The following is an 18579-nucleotide window of genomic DNA, read 5'->3' on the forward strand; positions in this document are numbered from 1 at the left end:
TAGTCTTGAAGCGGATTTGTTTTTAATTAGGATTTGGCTGATTGTATAGTTATTGGTAAACTGTATAGCACTCGTACGGGCTCGCCTTTTACTTTTCCAGGAATCCATTTTGGGGATAAGTTTAAAACACGTATTGCCTCTTCACCAGTTCCAAAACCAATATCCCGGAGGTTTTTTACATCGGTAATGCTGCCGTCTTTTTCGACAATAAAAGTGATGTAAATTTTCCCTTTTAAATCGGGTTGTTCAGGAGTTTTATAATTGTTACCTACGAATCTGTAAAACTCCATTATTCCACCTGGGAAATCTGGTTTTTCCAGTATTTCTGAGGTATTATAGAGGTCGTTTTCTCCTTTTTTTACAATCTTATTTTCAAGGCTAAACGGATCAATTTCCATAGTTTCAGGAGCGCCGTTGCTTAATTTGGTTAAAAGTTCCTCGTTGGTTGGTAGTCTTTCTTCTTTTGAAATTATCGAAGGAATCGCCTTTTTTTCAGCAGGAGTTAAGTCATTGTACTTTTTTTCTGCGGCAATTTTTCCTTTTTCATCTTTTACCTTAAATGTCGTTTTATCGTAGTAGGTTTTAAACAAACCTTCTGATTTATTAGTTTGCGCATTTTGTTTGGTAGCTGTTTGTTGCGCTACAACCTTAGTGCATAATGAAAATAGTAGCGCTGTTATCGCAGGCAAGAGCAAGGCTTGCTTGGTAATGGCTTTTCTTTTTGATGTGGTTTTAGTCATCATGAGTAATCGTTTTTTAGTTATTAAATAGTTCAAATTACTGGCCAAGTAAAAAGTTGGGTTCGCGTTTGCCTTTGAAAGCAACAAAGATTGGTAAGACGGAACATCGTTATAGGAATCCACTACTTTCTCATCGGCGAGAAATTCGTGGTTGAGTTGAATGGCTTTTTTATAAAAAATGAAAACGGGGTTGAACCAAAAAACGGTTTTCAATACTTCGATAAATAAAATATCCAAAGTATGTTTTTGAGTCACATGCGTAAGCTCGTGGGTGTACAATTCGGCTTCAACTTCACGGTTGTTGTATTCCGTTTCGTTGATGAAAATGGTATTCAAAAATGTGTGCGGTAACGTTTTTTCGGGAACCAAAACCAATTGAGCATTCTGGTATGCAATGGATGTATTGGACTTCATTTTTTTTGAAATCTGCACCACATTGCGCAGAAATCGAAACCCTAAAACGACTGTGACTACCCCATACAAACCCCAAAGCGCTATGGCAAAATAGTTCGTCTCTTCCACTACAACGGCAGTTGTTGGTAGGATTTGGATATTTCCGGGTGTTACTGTGGGTTGTGCAATTTCCTGAACAACTTCAATAGTTATAAACGGAATCACCATTGAAAAAACCAAAGCAAACAACAAGTAAAACCTATTGAAACGGTGCATTTTTTCCTTTTCTAGCAGCAAGTGATACACACCTAAAAGCACCACGAGGCTGAGGGTTGATTTGATTAGAAAGTCGGTCATTTTTTCTTTTTTAGAATTTCACTATCAATTATTTTCTTGAGTTCTTCCAGTTCCGTTTGCGACAAATTGGTTTCTTTGGTAAAGAAGGAAGCCCAAACTTTTATCTAGAAAGGAGATAAAAGTTTAGTTTTTTTAGTCTATGTTACTATCAACTATTTAGTTCAGATTGGTCTTGTGTTTTTATCTTTACAAATTGTAACTTCTAATTTTTCTCCACTGAATTTCTTGTGCGAGTTTTTTAAGTTTTTTTCGAAATAATTATGTGTGTAAAAATTATATTGGTAAGGCTGTGGGAATTTCTTGCTTCTTGCATTTTTTGAAACGCTACTACCTTGAAAAAAAGCAATTTCACTAGGTTTAAAATTGTTTAATGCTTTATTGGATTGGTGAACCCCATCTATCCAAATAGCGTATTTTTTAGGATCTTTAAAGTTTTCTAATTCTTGACTTGTTGGTGATTTTTTTTCAAAGCCAGTTGGCACATAGAAAAAAACTCTTTTCTTGTACTCTTCACTTATGTCTTCATATTTGCTGTCAATTTTCTTGTTTTTTACAAGATCATGAATGACCACTCTAACTCCAGCGAAGTATTCATCTTTTCGGGAATCGTTACTTGCTGTAAATTTAGTTTTGGTGGTAACTTGTGCAATGTTTTTTACTTGAGCAATAGTTTTGAAACAAAACAAGAAAAATAGTCCAGATAGAACAGGTATCAAAATAATTTTCTTCGCAATTGATTTTGAGTTTGATGTGGTTTTAGTCATCATAAGTAATCGTTTTTTAGTTATTAAATAGTTCAAATTACTGGCCAAGTAAAAAGTTGGGTTCGCGTTTGCCTTTGAAAGCAACAAAGATTGGTAAGACGGAACATCGTTATAGGAATCCACTACTTTCTCATCGGCGAGAAATTCGTGGTTGAGTTGAATGGCTTTTTTGTAAAAAATAAAAATAGGGTTAAACCAAAAAACGGTTTTCAATACTTCGATAAACAAAATATCCAAAGTATGTTTTTGAGTCACATGCGTAAGCTCGTGGGTGTACAATTCGGCTTCAACTTCACGGTTGTTGTATTCCGTTTCGTTGATGAAAATCGTATTCAAGAACGTATGCGGTAACGTTTTTTCGGGAACCAAAATCAGTTTGGCATTTTGGTATGAAATCGGGGTATTAGACTTCATTTTTTTTGAAATCTGCACTACATTACGCAGAAATCGAAACCCTAAAACGACTGTGACTACCCCATACAAACCCCAAAGCGCTATGGCAAAATAGTTCGTCTCTTCCACTACAACGGCAGTTGTTGGTAGGATTTGGATATTTCCGGGTGTTACTGTGGGTTGTGCAATTTCCTGAACAACTTCAATAGTTATAAACGGAATCACCATTGAAAAAACCAAAGCAAACAACAAGTAAAACCTATTGAAACGGTGCATTTTTTCCTTTTCTAGCAACAAGTGATACACTCCTAAAAGCACCACAAGGCTGAGGGTCGATTTGATTAGAAAGTCGGTCATTTTTTCTTTTTTAGAATTTCACTGTCAATTATTTTCTTTAGTTCTTCCAGTTCCGTTTGCGACAAATTGGTTTCTTTAGTAAAGAAAGAAGCAAATTGTGATGCCGAATTATTGAAAAAGTTACTAATCAATCCGTTAACGTGTTTCGAGAAATAGTCGGTTTTCTTGACCAAAGGATAATATTCTCTTGAGTTTCCAAATTCGCGGTACGCAACAAATTGCTTGTCAATCATGCGTTTTAGCAAAGTGGCAACCGTTGTGGTAGCAGGTTTTGGCTCTGGATAAGCTTCGAGTAAATCTTTCATGAAGGCTTTTTCGAGTTGCCAAAGGTGTTCCATGAGTTGTTCTTCGGCGTTGGTCAGCTGTTGCATGTGTATTTTTTAATTGGTGTATGTTTCTTGAACGGGTATTCCTTTTTCGTAGATTTTGGTGCCTAGTAAAACTCCTTCTGAGTCATAAAATTCCCAATATCCGGTGGGCAGCCATTCTTCTTTTGAGTCGATTAGGTGTTTTTTTGAGAATCCAATTTGCTGTATTCTTCCAGTGTTGTGGTATTTAATTACATGGCAACTGTTCTTTTTAAATTTTTCTTGAGATAGTAATCTTTCGCCCAAGAAGTACTTCCACGTTCCGATTTTGTTTCCTTTACGATAACGACCGATAGCACTAGATTCAATTTTCATAAACTCCTTACTTTCTATCCATTTTCCGGTTTTGTAACCGTTTTTAGTTTGATTGATACTGCAACTTGCTAGGCTGATGCAGAGGCTTATAAGGATGATAAAATAGTAATTGCGGTTTTTCATATTCTACAGTTTGAAACATTGCTCTACAAATGTAGAGTAAAATTTGAAATAAACAAATGTTTTGTAAAAAAAATGTCCGTCAAGGATTTACAGGAGTAATTGAAATGGAGTCTTGCTAAAGCCATATATCGATTTAACAGTATACTCTGTCTAGCCGTAAGAAATTTGTTTATATTTGAACAAGGAAAATCGAAACAGACCATCGAAAATGTAGCTTGATTTAGGTTTGTTATTAAGGTTTGTTTTGTAGAAATAGCAGTTTGCGATCAGTTAAAGTTAAAAATAAAAATACACTTATAGAATTGATTTTATTTGTGGACAAAATCCTAAAAAGTAAAAATGGAATTTAGAATCCTAAATTACAGAATGCATAAATCAACTAAAATTAAGATATATTTTTATTCAATACTTTCGCTAAGTATTATTTGGTTATTCATTTTTCCAAAACCAATTAAAAACTTTGCTCCAATTGTATTTGTAATACCAACTTTTCCTGTCTTTGCTTTGAATTCATACAATGGAGTATACAAATTTAGTTCAGCACTTAAAGAAATACATCTTGATTTGTTTCGAAAATATGTTATTGATTATGGAAATATATATGACCGAGGCAAAATAGTTGATATAGGATTTATTACTAAAAATGAAGATTTTGAAAATTTACAAGATGCTAATCTTTATGAAATGTATAAATTATGTAAACAATTTATGAGATTAGCTATTTATTCATTTGTAATTTTTGGTTTATTGGGAATCGCAACTGTTTATCTTTAGAAAATTTATTTCAGAAAAATTGTTATTGGAAAATGAAATCCATATTTGTCAACATATGCTTGAAAAACGGGAGCTTAAAAATAAGATTGGAATCTTAATTTAACTTGAAAGTGCCTAACAGCCAATAGCTAATACAACAGATTTTAGCCTTTGAATTAATTTAAAAATAGATTTGTACTTGTGTATACATGCAGGAACTATTCCTAGAAAACAGCGTTAAAAAGTAACATTAAAGTAATTAAAGTAAAAAAGTAAATAATCTGAAGTAATGAAAAAAATACTATTAGCAATGATTGTTATATTGCCACTGTTGACCTTACAAGGACAATCATAAAAATACAAATAGTTATGAATAGAATTATTTTTTTGATAATCTTTTTCACGATTATTTCTTGTAAAAAAGACGAAACTAAAACTATAACTTTCAGAAATTGTAAAGTTGAATACATGAGTTTTGGTAATGGACAAAAAGAAATCGATGAAAATAATTCAATTTCAAATCAATGGGAATTTGAATCAGCAAAACGCGAATTAGCATTATGTTTGTGTGAGAGTTATTTGGAAAAACCTGATACAGAAATTAAAGCTAAGATTTTGGAAATATATAATACTGAAGAAGAATATTATGAAAATTCGAATAATTTAGAGTTTGACACAATTTTAAAAAATAGAAAAGAAGTTTTTGATCCAACAATTTTACTAGATTAAAATAAACACAGAACGAGATGACAACACTATACATCAATTGGGATTTTGATTCCGAAATAATAAACATTTTTGGTTTCCCCTTAAAATATTATGGGCTTTTATTTGCCAGTGGCTTGCTTTTAAGCATGTATATTCTTAAAATAATTTATAGAAGAGAAAACCTAAAAGATAGCGCTCATGAAGCATTGTTTCTATATGGAATTATAGGGATTTTTGCTGGAGCAAGATTGGGACATTGTTTGTTTTATGATTTTGACTATTATTCAAAAAACATATTAGAAATCTTTTTACCCATTCAAAAAACGATAAACGGAGGATATAAATTTAGTGGTTATGCAGGTTTAGCCAGTCACGGCGGGACCGTTGGGTTGATTGTTTCACTTTTTTTATATTCAAAAAAATACGAAATAAAATACCTGAAAATACTAGATTTGATTGCTATTGTTGCGCCATTGGGAGCTGTATTTATAAGACTTGCCAACTTAATGAACTCAGAAATGATAGGCAATCCCTCAACCTTGCCTTGGGCCTTTATTTTTAGTAAGATTGATAGTGTTCCTAGACATCCAGCCCAACTTTACGAAGCCATTGCATATCTGTTCATTTTCGGGATTGTTTTTGCTATTTACAAAACGAAAAACATTACCCTAGGAAATGGATTTTTGTTTGGTCTGGCAATAACTTTAATTTTTACGATGCGCATTTTAATTGAGTTTGTCAAAATCAATCAAGTAGAATTTGAAGAGGGAATGCTATTAAATATGGGCCAATTGTTGAGTCTGCCTTTTATAGCAATTGGGATCTACTTTATGGGAAAGAATGTAACAAGAAAGCGTTCGTAATAAAAATCCAGAGCAGTGAAGGTTAAACAACAGTGTTGTGAATTGTTTACTAAATAGCTTGTTTCAGATTTGTAAAATAAGGATGAATCAAAACGTTAGATTTCAATAAATTGTACAATATCAAAACAAGGAATTTAGATCTAACGACGAACCTAAATCATGAATTTTTCAAAAGTTACTGTTGATTTCGTAGTGTTATTGATTTAACGCTAATGATGTAGAGAACGTAAGAATTTTTGTTTATATTTGGAGAACACATGTTGAGACAGACTATTGATAATGTTGCGAGGCTTAGGTTTGTTTCAGTAGGTTTGTTTCAGTAGGTTTGTTTTTGTACTGATTAATTGTTGCTGATAATATAAGAATCTTAAATAAAAACTTAAAAATGGAAAATTTAGAATTTGATGATAAAATTTCAGAAGAAACTGAAATTACTGAAATCCCCCAAGAAATACGAAAAATTAATACTCAAGCTTACGATAAAAGTGTTTCTGACATCGTTCGTATGATTGATGATGGCGATATAAATTTAAACCCTGAATATCAAAGAAATTATATTTGGGATAATAAAAAATCATCATTACTTATTGAATCTATAATACTGAACGTACCAATTCCTGTAATATATGTTTCACAAGAAGCAGATGATTCTTGGACAGTCATTGATGGATTACAAAGGTTAAATTCTTTGCATCGTTTTTTTCAGAGAGATTATAAATTATCAGGTTTAGAAATACTTACAGAACTTAACAAGAGTGATATTAAGTCTCTTAATCCTAAAGCAGTTCGTGTATTAAGAAATGGACTTTTAAGAATTATAGTAATTTCTCACGATTCACATCCTGAAATAAAATACGATGTTTTTATGAGATTAAATACAGGTGCAGTCAAATTGAATGACCAAGAGTTAAGAAATTGTCTTTATAGAGGTTCAATGAATGATAAACTAAAAGAAATAGTATCAAAACCAAATATCCTGAAATTATTTAATTTGGAAACGCCACATAATAGAATGTCTGATTGCGAATTAATTTTAAGATTTTTAGCTTTATTAGATAACTATGATGAAAATGAAAACCAAATTAAAAATTATAAAGGAAGAATGAAAACCTTTATAAATGAATACTTATTAAAAAACAAAAATCTTGATCAATCTCTATTAATAAAACTAGATGAAATGATTGAAGATACAGCTAAGACAATTATTAAGATATATTCAGTAAATGCTTTTAATAGGTTTAATTCTGATGAGCAATATGAATCTACTTTAAATAGGTCTCTAATGGATATACTATTCATCAGTACAACTGTTTTGCCAAGTGAAAAATTGATTGAATATAAGGACCAAATTTTTGCTCGATACAAAGAATTAGTAATTAATGATTCTGAATTTAGAAACAGCATAACTATTGGTACCTCCGATACAAAAGTTTTAAATTACAGACTTAATAGATGGATTTCAGAGATAAAAAATATAATCAATGGATAATTTTGAATCGGTTAATGATTTTAAGGAAGCAATCAAGGAAATTCATATTCTTATTGAAAATGCAAATTTGTCAATAAGTGATAATCTTAAATATAGAACATTTAATAAATCATCAATTGTGTTACTATGTGGCAAATTTGAATCATTTATTGAGTGTTTTTTAGAGGAGTTTGGATACTATATTTTAAATAATTTTTCAAATAAACAATTAGAAGCCTACATTAAAGAACATCTAATCGATATTTTAATTAAGGATTTGGACAATAAAAAGAACAACCCAACTAAAAGGGGTGAAATATTAATGAAATTTGTAAAAATATTGGGTAATGATGAAGTATTATGTAATGAGTTTGAAATCAATTCAAAATTTAGTTATGGTAAACACGGACAAAGTGAAGTAACTAAACTATTGAAAAAATTTGGTTTTAATGAGTTTGCTGCTTCAGAAGAAAATAAAATTTTTTATCAAAAATTTAATTCTTTAAACAACATAAGAAATAATATTCTTCATCAAGATTCAACACCGACATTAACACACCAAGACGTTGAAAATTATTTGGTAATTTTAGAGACGTTTATTGAAAACATACATAAAGAAGGTGTCAGAATCATTAGTAATATGAAAAATAACGTCGACTACCAGCCTTTTGTCGAAATTGGAGTTTAGGCAAACTTTAATGATTGATTTGTATTTCGAAAATTTGTTTTTAATTAAAAAATCTCAATTCTTTCCACTCCAACCTGACCAATCCCAAAAATATCAATCTTTGAAAAAACTCTTCAAATTCATAAAGATTTCCAACGCTATCAAATAAAAATCTTAAAATAGAAAATTGCAAAATGATTGATTTTATGCAGCACAGACTAAAGTTGTGCGAAAGAAAATGATAAAATAAAAACTGAATCTGAAATGAGTGAAAATCTGATTTTTCCAATTGTAATTCATCCAACGGCAACTAAATTGGAAAATTATTTGATTTTATTTTTAGTTGCATTTATCTTTCTTCCTTTTACTTACGGTGTTTTTACACAGCAATTAATCTATTGCTGGAGTTTAGTTATTGGTTTTTTTGGATTGATGACATTTAATTATTTTAGTGATTATAAGTTTACAACATTAAAAATAATTCAAAAAAATAAATTCATAGATTTTAGTGAAAAGGAAGTCAAGATTTGGGCAAATGATGAATATGTATCTTATGATTGGAATATATTAAAAAATATAGAAATATATTTAATTGCGTATAAAAATAAGCGGGAAGATGAGGATAGCCATTATGATGGAATTGAAAACTATGTGTCATTCACTTTAAATGGTGAATTTCATAAACATCTTTTTTATGTTCATACTTCAAAAGAATTTAATTTTTTATCGGATTATTTTGAAAAAATAATATTGCCCAACTTATATGAATCAAAGATAATTAAGGATGAAAGTATTATTATTTCAAAATTAGATTATACTGAACTACAAAGATTTAAAGTCAAATACGACATCAATAGATACACAGATTTTATACATTTCAACTAAAAAATAATACAAACTTACAGTTTTGGCAATAGTTTAGAATATGACTTAGTGTCAAGTTGTTTTGTATAATCGCAGCATTTTATCTCTTCTAAAAAAACTATCAACGAGCACTATTTTGCGTTAAGGATGGAAGTGGAAATCCTTTTTAGACGCCTTTTTTTTGCGGCTAAAAAGATTGAGAACGTACAGCCTGACCTTGTTGCTTGACGAATGGTGTTTTTCAAGAAGGATTTTATGCAACAAGGGAACGCCAAAAAAAAAATCCGCCCTGTGGAGAGCGGATGATGTGGGTTTTGACAGAATCTATTTTGACAATTCTACAAAATACTTGTAAAACAACGGTATGGTTTCGATTCCTTTGAGGTAATTGAAGATCCCGAAGTGTTCGTTCGGCGAGTGAATGGCATCGCTGTCGAGACCAAATCCCATGAGGATGGTTTTTGATTTCAGTTCTTTTTCGAATAAAGCTACAATAGGGATGCTGCCTCCGGAACGCACGGGAATGGCTGGTACGCCAAAGGTTTCGGTATACGCCATGTTTGCTGCTTTGTAGCCAATGCTGTCTATTGGGGTTACGTAGCCTTGCCCGCCGTGATGCGGTTTTACTAAAACGGTTACGCCTGCAGGGGCAATGCTGGTGAAATGTTTGGTGAATAATTCAGTGATTTCTTCCCAGTCTTGATTAGGCACTAAACGCATGGAGATTTTGGCGTATGCTTTGCTGGCAATTACTGTTTTGGCTCCTTCGCCGGTGTATCCGCCCCAGATTCCGTTTACGTCTAGCGTTGGTCGGATGGAGTTTCTTTCGTTTGTTACATAGCCTTTTTCGCCGTACACATCGTTAAGTTGCAGGGCGTTTTTGTATTTTTCTAAGCTGAAGGGCGCTTTGGCCATTTCGGCTCTTTCTTCAAGTGATAATTCCTCAACATTGTCATAAAAACCTGGAATGGTGATGTGGTTGTTCTCGTCGTGTAAAGACGCGATCATTTTCGCCAACACGTTGATAGGGTTTGCCACGGCGCCACCGTACAAGCCAGAATGCAAGTCGCGATTAGGTCCTGTAACTTCCACTTCTACATAACTCAAACCGCGCAATCCGGTTGTGATAGACGGTTGCTGGTTAGAGATCATTCCCGTATCTGAAATTAAGATGACGTCATTTTTAAGTTTTTCTTGGTTGCGTTCTACAAACCAGCTCAAGCTTTTGGAACCAATTTCTTCTTCGCCTTCAATCATGAACTTGACGTTGCAAGGTAAAGTGTTTGATTGTACCATGTATTCCAGCGCTTTTACGTGCATGTACATTTGGCCTTTATCATCACAAGCTCCACGGGCAAAAATGGCGCCTTCGGGATGAATATCGGTTTTTTTAATTACGGGTTCAAATGGGGGAGACGTCCACAATTCCATTGGGTCTGGTGGTTGCACATCATAATGTCCGTAGACTAAAACGGTAGGTAAATTAGGGTCGATGATTTTTTCGCCATACACGATTGGGTAGCCTGGTGTGTCGCAAATTTCGACAAAATCGCAGCCGGCTTTCTCTAAACTGGCTTTTACGGCATCGGCAGTTTCAAAAACATCGTGCGAATATGCAGTATCAGCACTTACGGAAGGAATTTTTAATAATTCGATTAACTCATTGATAAAGCGTTCTTTGTGTTCTTGAACGTATGCTTTTATGTTTTCCATTAGTTGAATGTTGTTTATATTTTCAAAAGTACAAAAAAGAGTATGAATATTTTTTATCAAAATTGTTTTGAATATTCGAAGTTAAGTGTATCTTTGCACCCACAATTGCACGCGGATATGGTGAAATTGGTAGACATGCCAGACTTAGGATCTGGTGCCGCAAGGCGTGTAGGTTCGAGTCCTATTATCCGCACGAAAAGCCCAAACGAAAGTTTGGGCTTTTTTTGTGGAGTTAGGACGAGAAGTTTATCCCGATTTTATCGGGAAGAACTATTATCTGCACGAAAAAAGCTTCTCAAATCGAGAAGCTTTCTTTTGGAATTTATTGATTGATCCAGCGTCTGAATTCAGCTGTTGATGAAGTGCTTGTAATGAAACGTTTTTTATAGTTTTTTAACTGAATTGCTAAGCGGTCATTAAAGTAATTTTCAATTTTTAAAATACAATTAATATTAATAATCTCGCCACGGTTGATTTGAAAAAACACTTTTGGATTGAGTTCTTGTATCAATTCGCTTAAAGTATCCTTAAAGGTATGTTCTTTTCCTGAGGTGTCAATTGCAACACATTTGCCTGATTCTGCTACTATTGCTGCGATTTCATTTGTGTTCAGCATAGCTATTCCTTCATTATTTTTAATGATAACTCGCTCTTTGTATTTTTTCTCTTCGCGTTGTAATAATGACATTGCCATTTCATGCCAGTTAACGATGTTTTCCTCTTTTTTTTTTAGGTTGAGGAATTTTTGCATGGCTTCGTTAAAGCGATTGTAACTGATAGGTTTTAGTAAATATCCAATTCCATTTGTGTCAAAAGCTTCCTGATAAAAAGTATTATAGGCTGTTGTAAAAATAATAGGAGCGCTGATCATATTATCTTTTAACGATAAAAAAACCGTTCCATCTAATAGCTCAATGTCTGAAAAAACTACGTCTACAGTTTCCTTTTTTGTAGCCCAATTGCGCAACTCTTCATTGCTTTTAATTTGAGCAAGTATAGTAATGTTAGGGTCAAATTTATGAATGTGATTCCTAATGATTTCGGCATTATGATTTTCATCTTCAATGATTATGCATTTCATATTTAGTAAATTAAAGGAATTGCTACACAATACTCATTTTCTGTTTTTGTGAAAATGACATCCAAGTTAAACATGAGTTTGTAGTGTTTTTTTAGGTATTGGTTTCCTAGTTTAGAGCTGTTTAGTTTTTCAATCGTATTCAATTTGTTTTTTAGGAATATCGTGTTTTCATTTCGATACAATTCAATAATCAGAGGATTTTCTTCGCTTGCCTTGTTGTGTTTTATGGCATTTTCAATTCCTAATTGCAAAGTGCAAGGCAATATAAATCCTGTTGTGTCATTGATGCTTGAAACAACTTTATAAGCGTTGTTGAATCTTTTTTCAATTAGATTACGGTATCGTTTTGTAAATTCAAGCTCTTCAGATAGTGGTACAATTTCCTGTTCGTAATGGTCTAAAAAATAGCGGTACACTCCCGAAAAATCGTCGATAAAGTTTTCTAAATCTTCTGGATTTTTATGACTTAAGCTAGAAAGCACGCTCAAATTGTTGAATAGAAAATGCGGTTCAAGGTTTTTTTGTAGCATTTTAGATTTAAAAATTTCCTTTTCTCGCTCTAATCGTTCTATGTCGAGTTCCAACTTTTTAGAATCATTAAAATAAAGGTAAATTAGCGTAAACCCGCAGGTGTATAAGTGATAAGTAGTGATTCCGAAAGCAATATTACCAATCAAAAGCCAGGTTGACGTAGGTAAGCCGTGTACTAAATAGCGGTAACAAATAAAAAATACACTGGTAAAAACAGCAAATACCAATAAGGAAAATACAAATGACAGTATGATTTTTTGGGTATTTTTGAACTGCTTTTTAGAGATGATTTGCCATGATAAGTAAGAGCTAATAAAGGCCAGCAAACAAGTAAAGAGCCCAAAAACATGATCTTCGATTGCGAAAAAATTAATGGAACCAAACTTACGTGTTTGGTACAACGTATAAATCTGTGTAGTGTTGACACCAATTACCACTAGTATTGTGAAGAAAATATTTTTTAGACTACTTTTTGTTTTCATTCCTGCTGTTTTTACAAATATAATAAAACCTTGTAAGGAGTATCAGTTTACAAATCTTCGGCAATCACATTTTTCATTTCGCCTTTTGTGTTGAATGTTTGTATTTTAGGATTGCCTTTTTCGTCAACATAAATCATTAGTTTGGGCTTTCCTGTGGCATCGTTTAAAAACAAACCTTGAGAGTTGCCTCTGGTTTTGCCCAAGAACAATAGATTGCGTTCGCCATGTAGCTCATATATTTCATTTATCTTTTTTTTGCGTGTTTCAGGGTCGGTAATTTTTTCAGCTTGAGCAAAGAGTTCCATTCTTGTAGTAATGTTACTTTCTGCAGGATAATCATTGATGTTAATGCCACGTTGCGACATGATTTTGCCATTAACAATTGACTCTTGATTGGATAGTTGTAAAACTTGATCGTCCTTGTAGCGGTCCATTGTAATTGACATTCCAGAAATCAAGCCGTTCTTTGTTTGCTTTGTTTGATAAATAAGTCCACCACATTCATCGCCTTGATCGTTAAAGAAAATAAGTCCTGATGGTCTTTCTCGTTTTTCCCAATCTTTGCCATCCATTCTGCCTGAATGCTGCAATTCTTTATTGCTAAGAACCATTCGTATAGTGCCATCGTTTTCAATAATATTGATTCTTTTTACGTTGATTTCTTCAAAATTTTCAATCTCTTTTAGTTTGTTAAAGGAGAATAAAAAAAAGCAAAGCATTAGTAAGGTTAAAAAAGTTGAGTAGCGCGTTAAAAATTTCAATTTTGCATCGGTTGTGTTCATGATATGTTGTTTTAAGGATTTCTATGCTGCTAAAGTAGTAGCTCTATGAGTGCCTAAAAACGGATGAATTCTCAATTAGGGGAAAATGAACTTGAAACAAGGGAAATTTGAAATGAAATATAGAAGTAAAAGTGTTTTTTTAATTAAAACGCTGCGGTACTTTTACGAATGTATGCTGAGGTTGAGTCAGTGAATTGTGGTTCAGCAAGGCTCAAAAAAAAGCTTCTCGTGGTGAGAAGCTTTTTGTAATATGATTGTTTTTATTTTCCTTCAACCCACTCATTAATTTTTTGTTCCAATAAAGCCAAAGGCATCACACCTGATTCCAATACTTTTTCATGGAATTTTTTAATATCAAATTTGGTACCCAATTTAGTTTCAGCTTTTTTGCGAAGCTCCATTATTTTCAACTGTCCAATTTTATAAGACAAAGCTTGACCTGGAATAGCCATGTAGCGCTCTATTTCTGGAATAATACTCGCTTCACTTTCAGCTTCGTTGGCTAAGGAATATTTAATGGCCTGTTCTCTTGTCCAGCCTTTCGAATGTAAACCAGTATCAACTACTAAACGTACCGCACGGTGCATTTCGTTGCCTAGCATTCCAAAATATTGATACGGATCTTGGTATAAACCTAACTCTTTACCTAAACTTTCAGTGTACAAAGCCCAACCTTCGCCGTATGCGCCAAACCAATTGAATTTTCTGAAATCTGGAAGACTTTTGTTTTCTTGCTGTAATGAAATTTGAAAGTGATGCCCCGGAATGGCTTCGTGTAAAAACAAATCTTCGTCGCCATACATGTTGTATTCTTTTACATTCGGTATCGGAACATAAAAAATCCCCGGACGCGTTCCATCAGCCGTTCCTTGATTGTACTCGGCACTAGCGGTTTGCTCTCTAAAAGCTTCAGTGCGTCTTACCTCGAATTTTGTTTTTGGTTGCAAAGCAAATAGCTTGTCAACATTAGGTTTAATTCGGGTGTAAATGCTGTTAAAGTTGGCAATTACCTCTTCTGGTTTGGTAAAAGGTTTTAATTCTTTTTTATTACGTACTTCTTCAAAAAACTCAATCAAAGTCCCTTTGAAACCAACTTGTGCTTTTACTTTTTCCATTTCGGCAGTCAGTCGCGCTACCTCTTTCAATCCTAATTCATGAATTTCCTCAGGAGTTTTATTGGTGGTAGTCCATTGTTTTACATATGCCGCATATAGTTTTTTTCCAAAAGGTAAACTGCCTATTCCGCTTGTTGCTCTTGATGCTGGCAGGTATTCTTTGTTCAGAAAATCAGCCATTTTCTTGTACTGCGGAATCAATTTAGTGGTGATTGTTGCCGTGTATTTTGCCGTTAAATCTTTCTTTATACTTTCAGGAAAAGATGCTGGCATTAATTTTATCGACGAATAAAATAAATTGTCTTCGATATTTGGAGTTTCCATCGACGCAAACTGCGGAATCAATTTTACGGTTAGCGCTTTTGGTAAAACCACTCCTTTGTCTAATCCTTTTTTCATGTACACCATTGCCGAATCAATCCAAACGGCATATTTGTCCATTCGTTTTAAAAAGTTGGTGTAATCTTGTTCTGTTTTAAAAGGCTGAGCGCCAGTTCCACCTGCAAACTGACCCATAGTCAAGTGTGTTCCCCAAAATTGATGTACCGGAATTAAATTAGTTGGCTGTTCTAACACTTCTTTTCCAACTTCTATTTCCCATTTGATGATTTCGTAACTGTTTTTTTCTTCTTCAGATAAATCCGCTACGTCAAAATTTTGCAATGCAGTTTGGTATTTGTCAAAAAAAGCAGCTTGCGTTTTTCTGTAACTATCGGTCATTTCAAATTGTAGCTGATCGTTGTACTGGTTTTGACCACTTTGGGTTGCACCCAATGGATCTAGCGCATTCTTATCGTCAAAATAGCTTTTGGTTAAGCTAGTAAAATCTTGTTTTTTATTTTCAGATTTACAGTTTACCAATAGCAGGGCAGTTGTTACTGTAAAAAGTAGAACGGTTATTTTTTTCATAATTTCGGTTTGTGATTTAAATAGCTAATGTATTGATTTTATTTCAATACTTAAATTAAGATCTTGAAATCCTTTTAGAGAACTAGCTCTTCTTTATCATAAAATTAAGTTAAGGCAAAGCTGTGATTGGTGTATGAAAAGGATTTAGGTTAAATTTACGTTACTAATTAACAAATTGAAATGAGAAAGAAATCCCTTTTTCTGATGCTGGTCATCGGAAATATACTTACCATCCAAGCACAAGAAAAACAAGAATACACGACTATGAATCCATTTTTTCAGGCTTATAACACGCCTTTCAATGTTCCGCCGTTTGACAAAATCAAGAACGAGCATTTTAAACCTGCTATTTTAGAAGGAATTGCGAAACATCAAGCTGAAATTGATGCTATTGCAAATAATCCGCAACCTGCTACTTTTGAGAATACCATTTTAGCAATGGAAAATGCAGGTGAATTGTTAGCCAATGTGAATACGGTTTTTTCAAATTTGAACTCTGCTAATACCAACAAGGAGATTCAAAATATCGCCAAAGAAACAGCTCCTAATTTATCGGCGCACCGCGATAACATTTACTTGAACGAAAAATTATTTGCAAGAGTAAAGTCGCTTTGGAACCAAAAAGAAAGTTTGGGTTTGAATTTAGAGCAAGCTAAGATTTTAGACAATGCCTATAAAGATTTTGTTAGAAGTGGCGCTAATTTGTCTCCAGCTGATAAAGAAACCTTGCGAAAAATAAACGGAACTTTATCGCTTACAAGCTTAAAGTACGGACAAAATATACTTTCTGAAACCAACGGTTATGAATTGGTTGTTGCTGATAAAAAAGATTTAGCAGGTTTGCCAAAAGGAATTGTTGATGCCGCTGCCGCAGATGCTAAAGCAAAGGGGAAAGATGGTAAATGGGTTTTTACACTTTCTAATTCGAGTGTAATGCCGTTTTTGCAATACAGTTCAAATAGAGAATTGCGCAAACAGATTTGGAATTCCTATCAAACAAGAGCGAATCATGATGATGCAGCCGATAATAAAAAAAATGCGGTAGAATTGGCTAATTTAAGAGGTCAAAAAGCGCGCTTATTGGGGTATACTTCACACGCAACTTATGTCTTAGAAGAGTCGATGGCTAAAAAACCTGAAAACGTAAACAAATTATTGAATGATTTGTGGAAACCAGCTCTTGAAATGGCTAAAAATGAAGCGGCCGATATTCAAAAAATGATGGCTAAAGATGGTATTAAAGGTGCTGTTCAACCTTACGATTGGCGTTATTACACTGAAAAAATCAGAAAAGAGCGTTTTGATCTTGACGAAGAAGAATTGAAACCTTATTTCAGTTTAGACCAAGTGCGCAAAGGTGTTTTTCAGGTTACTGAAAATTTATACGGTATTCAAATTAAACCATTAAGCAATGTGCCAACGTACCATGAGGATGTGACGGCTTGGGAAGTAACTGAGAAAGACGGAATGCACTTAGGTGTTTTGTACATGGATTTTCACCCGCGTGAGTCGAAACGTGGTGGCGCTTGGATGACATCCTACCGCAGCCAAAAAACGGTTGATGGCAAGCGTGTTGCTCCTGTAGTTTCTATCGTTTGTAATTTTACAAAACCTACTGCTACCACTCCTGCGTTGTTAACTTTTGATGAAGTTTCTACCTTTTTTCATGAATTCGGTCATGCTTTACACGGTTTGTTGTCTAATGTAACGTACAGAAGTTTGGCAGGCACGAGCGTTCCAAGAGATTTTGTCGAACTACCATCACAAATTATGGAGAATTGGGCTGCAGAGCCTGAGGTTTTAAAAATTTACGCGAAGCACTACAAAACGGGCGAGGTGATTCCAGAAGCACTAGTAAACAAACTAAAAAAAGCAGGAACTTTTGACCAAGGTTTTACAACGACAGAGTACCTTGCAGCTTCTTTATTAGATTTAGAATATCACTCACAAACCAAAGATATTACCGTTGATACCAATGCTTTCGAAAAAGCAGCTATGACAAAAATTGGTTTAATTCCATCAATTATTCCAAGATACCGCAGTACGTATTTTAGCCATATTTTTTCTGGCGGCTATTCTTCTGGGTATTACAGTTATATTTGGTCAGGTGTTTTAGATACTGATGCTTTTGAAGCTTTTAAAACAACAACTCTTTTCAATCCAGAGAAAGCTAAATTATTCCGTGAAAATGTGTTAGAAAAAGGAGGAACTGAGGATCCAATGGTTTTATACAAACGTTTCCGTGGCGCTGAGCCTAGCATTGAACCACTTTTAAGAAAGCGTGGTCTGGACAAAAAACAAGAGCCAGTAAAGAAATTAAAAGGCTAGTCCTAGTTATTGAATTCAAGAAAGCCCTAGAACAGCACTTTGCTATTGTAGGGCTTTTTTTTGATATCAAAAACAGCTTACCCGTGGTATACGCGAGAAGCTATTATTTTATCATCTTTAATTTCAAGGACCTCTGCAACAAGTAAATCTTCTTCACCTACAACGGTACGAATATATTCCATAAAAACACGGTCGCCATTTGCAGTAAGCGATTTTACTTTGTAATTCAAACTCGTAATCGTTCAAAGGCATCTTGCCACCAAGCTCTCAAAGCTTCTTTACCCGTCACAAAACCGTCACTTTCGGGTTTGTACATTTTTAATTTTGGACTATAATGTATGGCTTCATCATCATACAGAGATAGTAATTTTTCTAATTCTTTAGCATTGAAAGTTTCAAACCATTTAAAAGCAATAGATTGTAATTTTTCTGGAGTCATACGTGTTTGTTAGTGTATAAAAAAATCCCTTTTCGAAAAAAAACGAAAGGGATTAAAATGAAATTT

At 33.7% G+C, this 18579-nt stretch carries 18 protein-coding genes, 1 tRNA gene and 1 pseudogene; 8 read left to right on the forward strand and 12 right to left on the reverse strand.

The window, feature by feature from the left end; genetic code table 11:
* Positions 1–26: 26 nt before the first annotated feature.
* From LQ189_RS00670 to LQ189_RS00690, 5 genes and pseudogenes are all read right to left on the reverse strand, one after another.
* Entirely contained in the window at positions 27–1490 is a 1464-nt protein-coding gene (locus LQ189_RS00670; RefSeq protein WP_230153863.1) for a M56 family metallopeptidase, read from the reverse strand.
* Positions 1487–1585: pseudogene (locus tag LQ189_RS00675) on the reverse strand (BlaI/MecI/CopY family transcriptional regulator); the annotation flags it as partial. The gene LQ189_RS00670 and the pseudogene LQ189_RS00675, both read right to left, overlap by 4 nt.
* Before the next feature lie 66 nt (positions 1586–1651).
* Positions 1652–3004, reverse strand: coding sequence for a M56 family metallopeptidase (locus tag LQ189_RS00680; RefSeq protein WP_230153864.1), 1353 nt, complete (start codon positions 3002–3004; stop codon positions 1652–1654).
* The gene (locus tag LQ189_RS00685; RefSeq protein ID WP_230153865.1) at positions 3001–3375 is read right to left on the reverse strand and encodes a BlaI/MecI/CopY family transcriptional regulator; all 375 of its coding nucleotides are present in this window, start codon (positions 3373–3375) and stop codon (positions 3001–3003) included. The genes LQ189_RS00680 and LQ189_RS00685 overlap by 4 nt, the downstream gene beginning before the upstream one ends.
* 9 nt (positions 3376–3384) lie before the next feature.
* A complete protein-coding gene (locus tag LQ189_RS00690; RefSeq protein ID WP_230153866.1) occupies positions 3385–3810 on the reverse strand; it encodes a hypothetical protein in 426 nt (141 codons plus the stop codon).
* 339 nt (positions 3811–4149) lie between these two features.
* On the opposite strand from LQ189_RS00690, the gene LQ189_RS00695 reads away from it, so the two are divergent.
* The 6 genes from LQ189_RS00695 (at position 4150) to LQ189_RS00720 (ending at position 9154) form a co-directional block, all read left to right on the forward strand.
* The gene (locus tag LQ189_RS00695) at positions 4150–4584 is read left to right on the forward strand and encodes a hypothetical protein (protein WP_230153867.1); all 435 of its coding nucleotides are present in this window, start codon (positions 4150–4152) and stop codon (positions 4582–4584) included.
* Positions 4585–4932: 348 nt separating this feature from the next.
* Positions 4933–5292: a hypothetical protein gene (locus LQ189_RS00700; RefSeq protein WP_230153868.1), complete on the forward strand. Its 360-nt coding sequence runs from the start codon at positions 4933–4935 to the stop codon at positions 5290–5292.
* A gap of 17 nt (positions 5293–5309) precedes the next feature.
* On the forward strand, positions 5310–6134 hold the full coding sequence (gene lgt, locus LQ189_RS00705) for a prolipoprotein diacylglyceryl transferase (RefSeq protein WP_230153869.1): 825 nt from the start codon (positions 5310–5312) through the stop codon (positions 6132–6134).
* Positions 6135–6519: 385 nt separating this feature from the next.
* Positions 6520–7623, forward strand: a complete 1104-nt coding sequence (locus LQ189_RS00710; RefSeq protein WP_230153870.1) for a DUF262 domain-containing protein — start codon at positions 6520–6522, stop codon at positions 7621–7623.
* Positions 7616–8290, forward strand: coding sequence for a HEPN domain-containing protein (locus LQ189_RS00715; RefSeq protein ID WP_230153871.1), 675 nt, complete (start codon positions 7616–7618; stop codon positions 8288–8290). Before LQ189_RS00710 ends, LQ189_RS00715 begins: the two co-directional genes overlap by 8 nt.
* A 243-nt stretch (positions 8291–8533) precedes the next feature.
* Entirely contained in the window at positions 8534–9154 is a 621-nt protein-coding gene (locus tag LQ189_RS00720; protein WP_230153872.1) for a hypothetical protein, read from the forward strand.
* 303 nt (positions 9155–9457) lie between these two features.
* Here the strand turns inward: LQ189_RS00720 and LQ189_RS00725 are convergent, their stop codons facing one another.
* Positions 9458–10846, reverse strand: coding sequence for a dipeptidase (locus LQ189_RS00725; protein WP_230158593.1), 1389 nt, complete (start codon positions 10844–10846; stop codon positions 9458–9460).
* A gap of 111 nt (positions 10847–10957) precedes the next feature.
* Here LQ189_RS00725 and LQ189_RS00730 point away from each other — a divergent pair.
* Positions 10958–11039 (forward strand) — tRNA-Leu (locus tag LQ189_RS00730).
* A gap of 129 nt (positions 11040–11168) precedes the next feature.
* Here LQ189_RS00730 and LQ189_RS00735 read toward each other — a convergent pair.
* The 4 genes from LQ189_RS00735 to LQ189_RS00750 all read right to left on the reverse strand — a co-directional run bounded on the left by LQ189_RS00735 (position 11169) and on the right by LQ189_RS00750 (position 15746).
* Complete coding sequence (locus LQ189_RS00735) at positions 11169–11927, reverse strand: LytTR family DNA-binding domain-containing protein (protein ID WP_230153873.1); 759 nt, start codon at positions 11925–11927, stop codon at positions 11169–11171.
* Between the two features lie 2 nt (positions 11928–11929).
* On the reverse strand, positions 11930–12940 hold the full coding sequence (locus LQ189_RS00740; protein ID WP_230153874.1) for a sensor histidine kinase: 1011 nt from the start codon (positions 12938–12940) through the stop codon (positions 11930–11932).
* A gap of 47 nt (positions 12941–12987) precedes the next feature.
* Positions 12988–13722 carry a hypothetical protein gene (locus LQ189_RS00745; protein ID WP_230153875.1) on the reverse strand — a complete coding sequence of 245 codons (735 nt, stop codon included), beginning with the start codon at positions 13720–13722 and terminating at the stop codon, positions 12988–12990.
* 260 nt (positions 13723–13982) lie between these two features.
* Complete coding sequence (locus tag LQ189_RS00750) at positions 13983–15746, reverse strand: DUF885 family protein (protein ID WP_230153876.1); 1764 nt, start codon at positions 15744–15746, stop codon at positions 13983–13985.
* Positions 15747–15926: 180 nt separating this feature from the next.
* Here LQ189_RS00750 and LQ189_RS00755 point away from each other — a divergent pair, with 180 nt between their 5' ends.
* Positions 15927–18074 (forward strand): M3 family metallopeptidase, encoded by a 2148-nt coding sequence (locus LQ189_RS00755; RefSeq protein ID WP_230153877.1) that lies wholly within the window; start codon positions 15927–15929, stop codon positions 18072–18074.
* A 77-nt stretch (positions 18075–18151) separates the two neighbouring features.
* On the opposite strand, the gene LQ189_RS00760 is transcribed toward LQ189_RS00755, so the two are convergent.
* The gene (locus tag LQ189_RS00760; protein WP_230153878.1) at positions 18152–18304 is read right to left on the reverse strand and encodes a hypothetical protein; all 153 of its coding nucleotides are present in this window, start codon (positions 18302–18304) and stop codon (positions 18152–18154) included.
* Complete coding sequence (locus tag LQ189_RS00765) at positions 18301–18513, reverse strand: nuclear transport factor 2 family protein (RefSeq protein WP_230153879.1); 213 nt, start codon at positions 18511–18513, stop codon at positions 18301–18303. The genes LQ189_RS00760 and LQ189_RS00765 overlap by 4 nt, the downstream gene beginning before the upstream one ends.
* Positions 18514–18579 lie beyond the last annotated feature (66 nt).

The organism is Flavobacterium sp. CECT 9288, from assembly GCF_918731615.1.
GTDB lineage: Bacteria > Bacteroidota > Bacteroidia > Flavobacteriales > Flavobacteriaceae > Flavobacterium.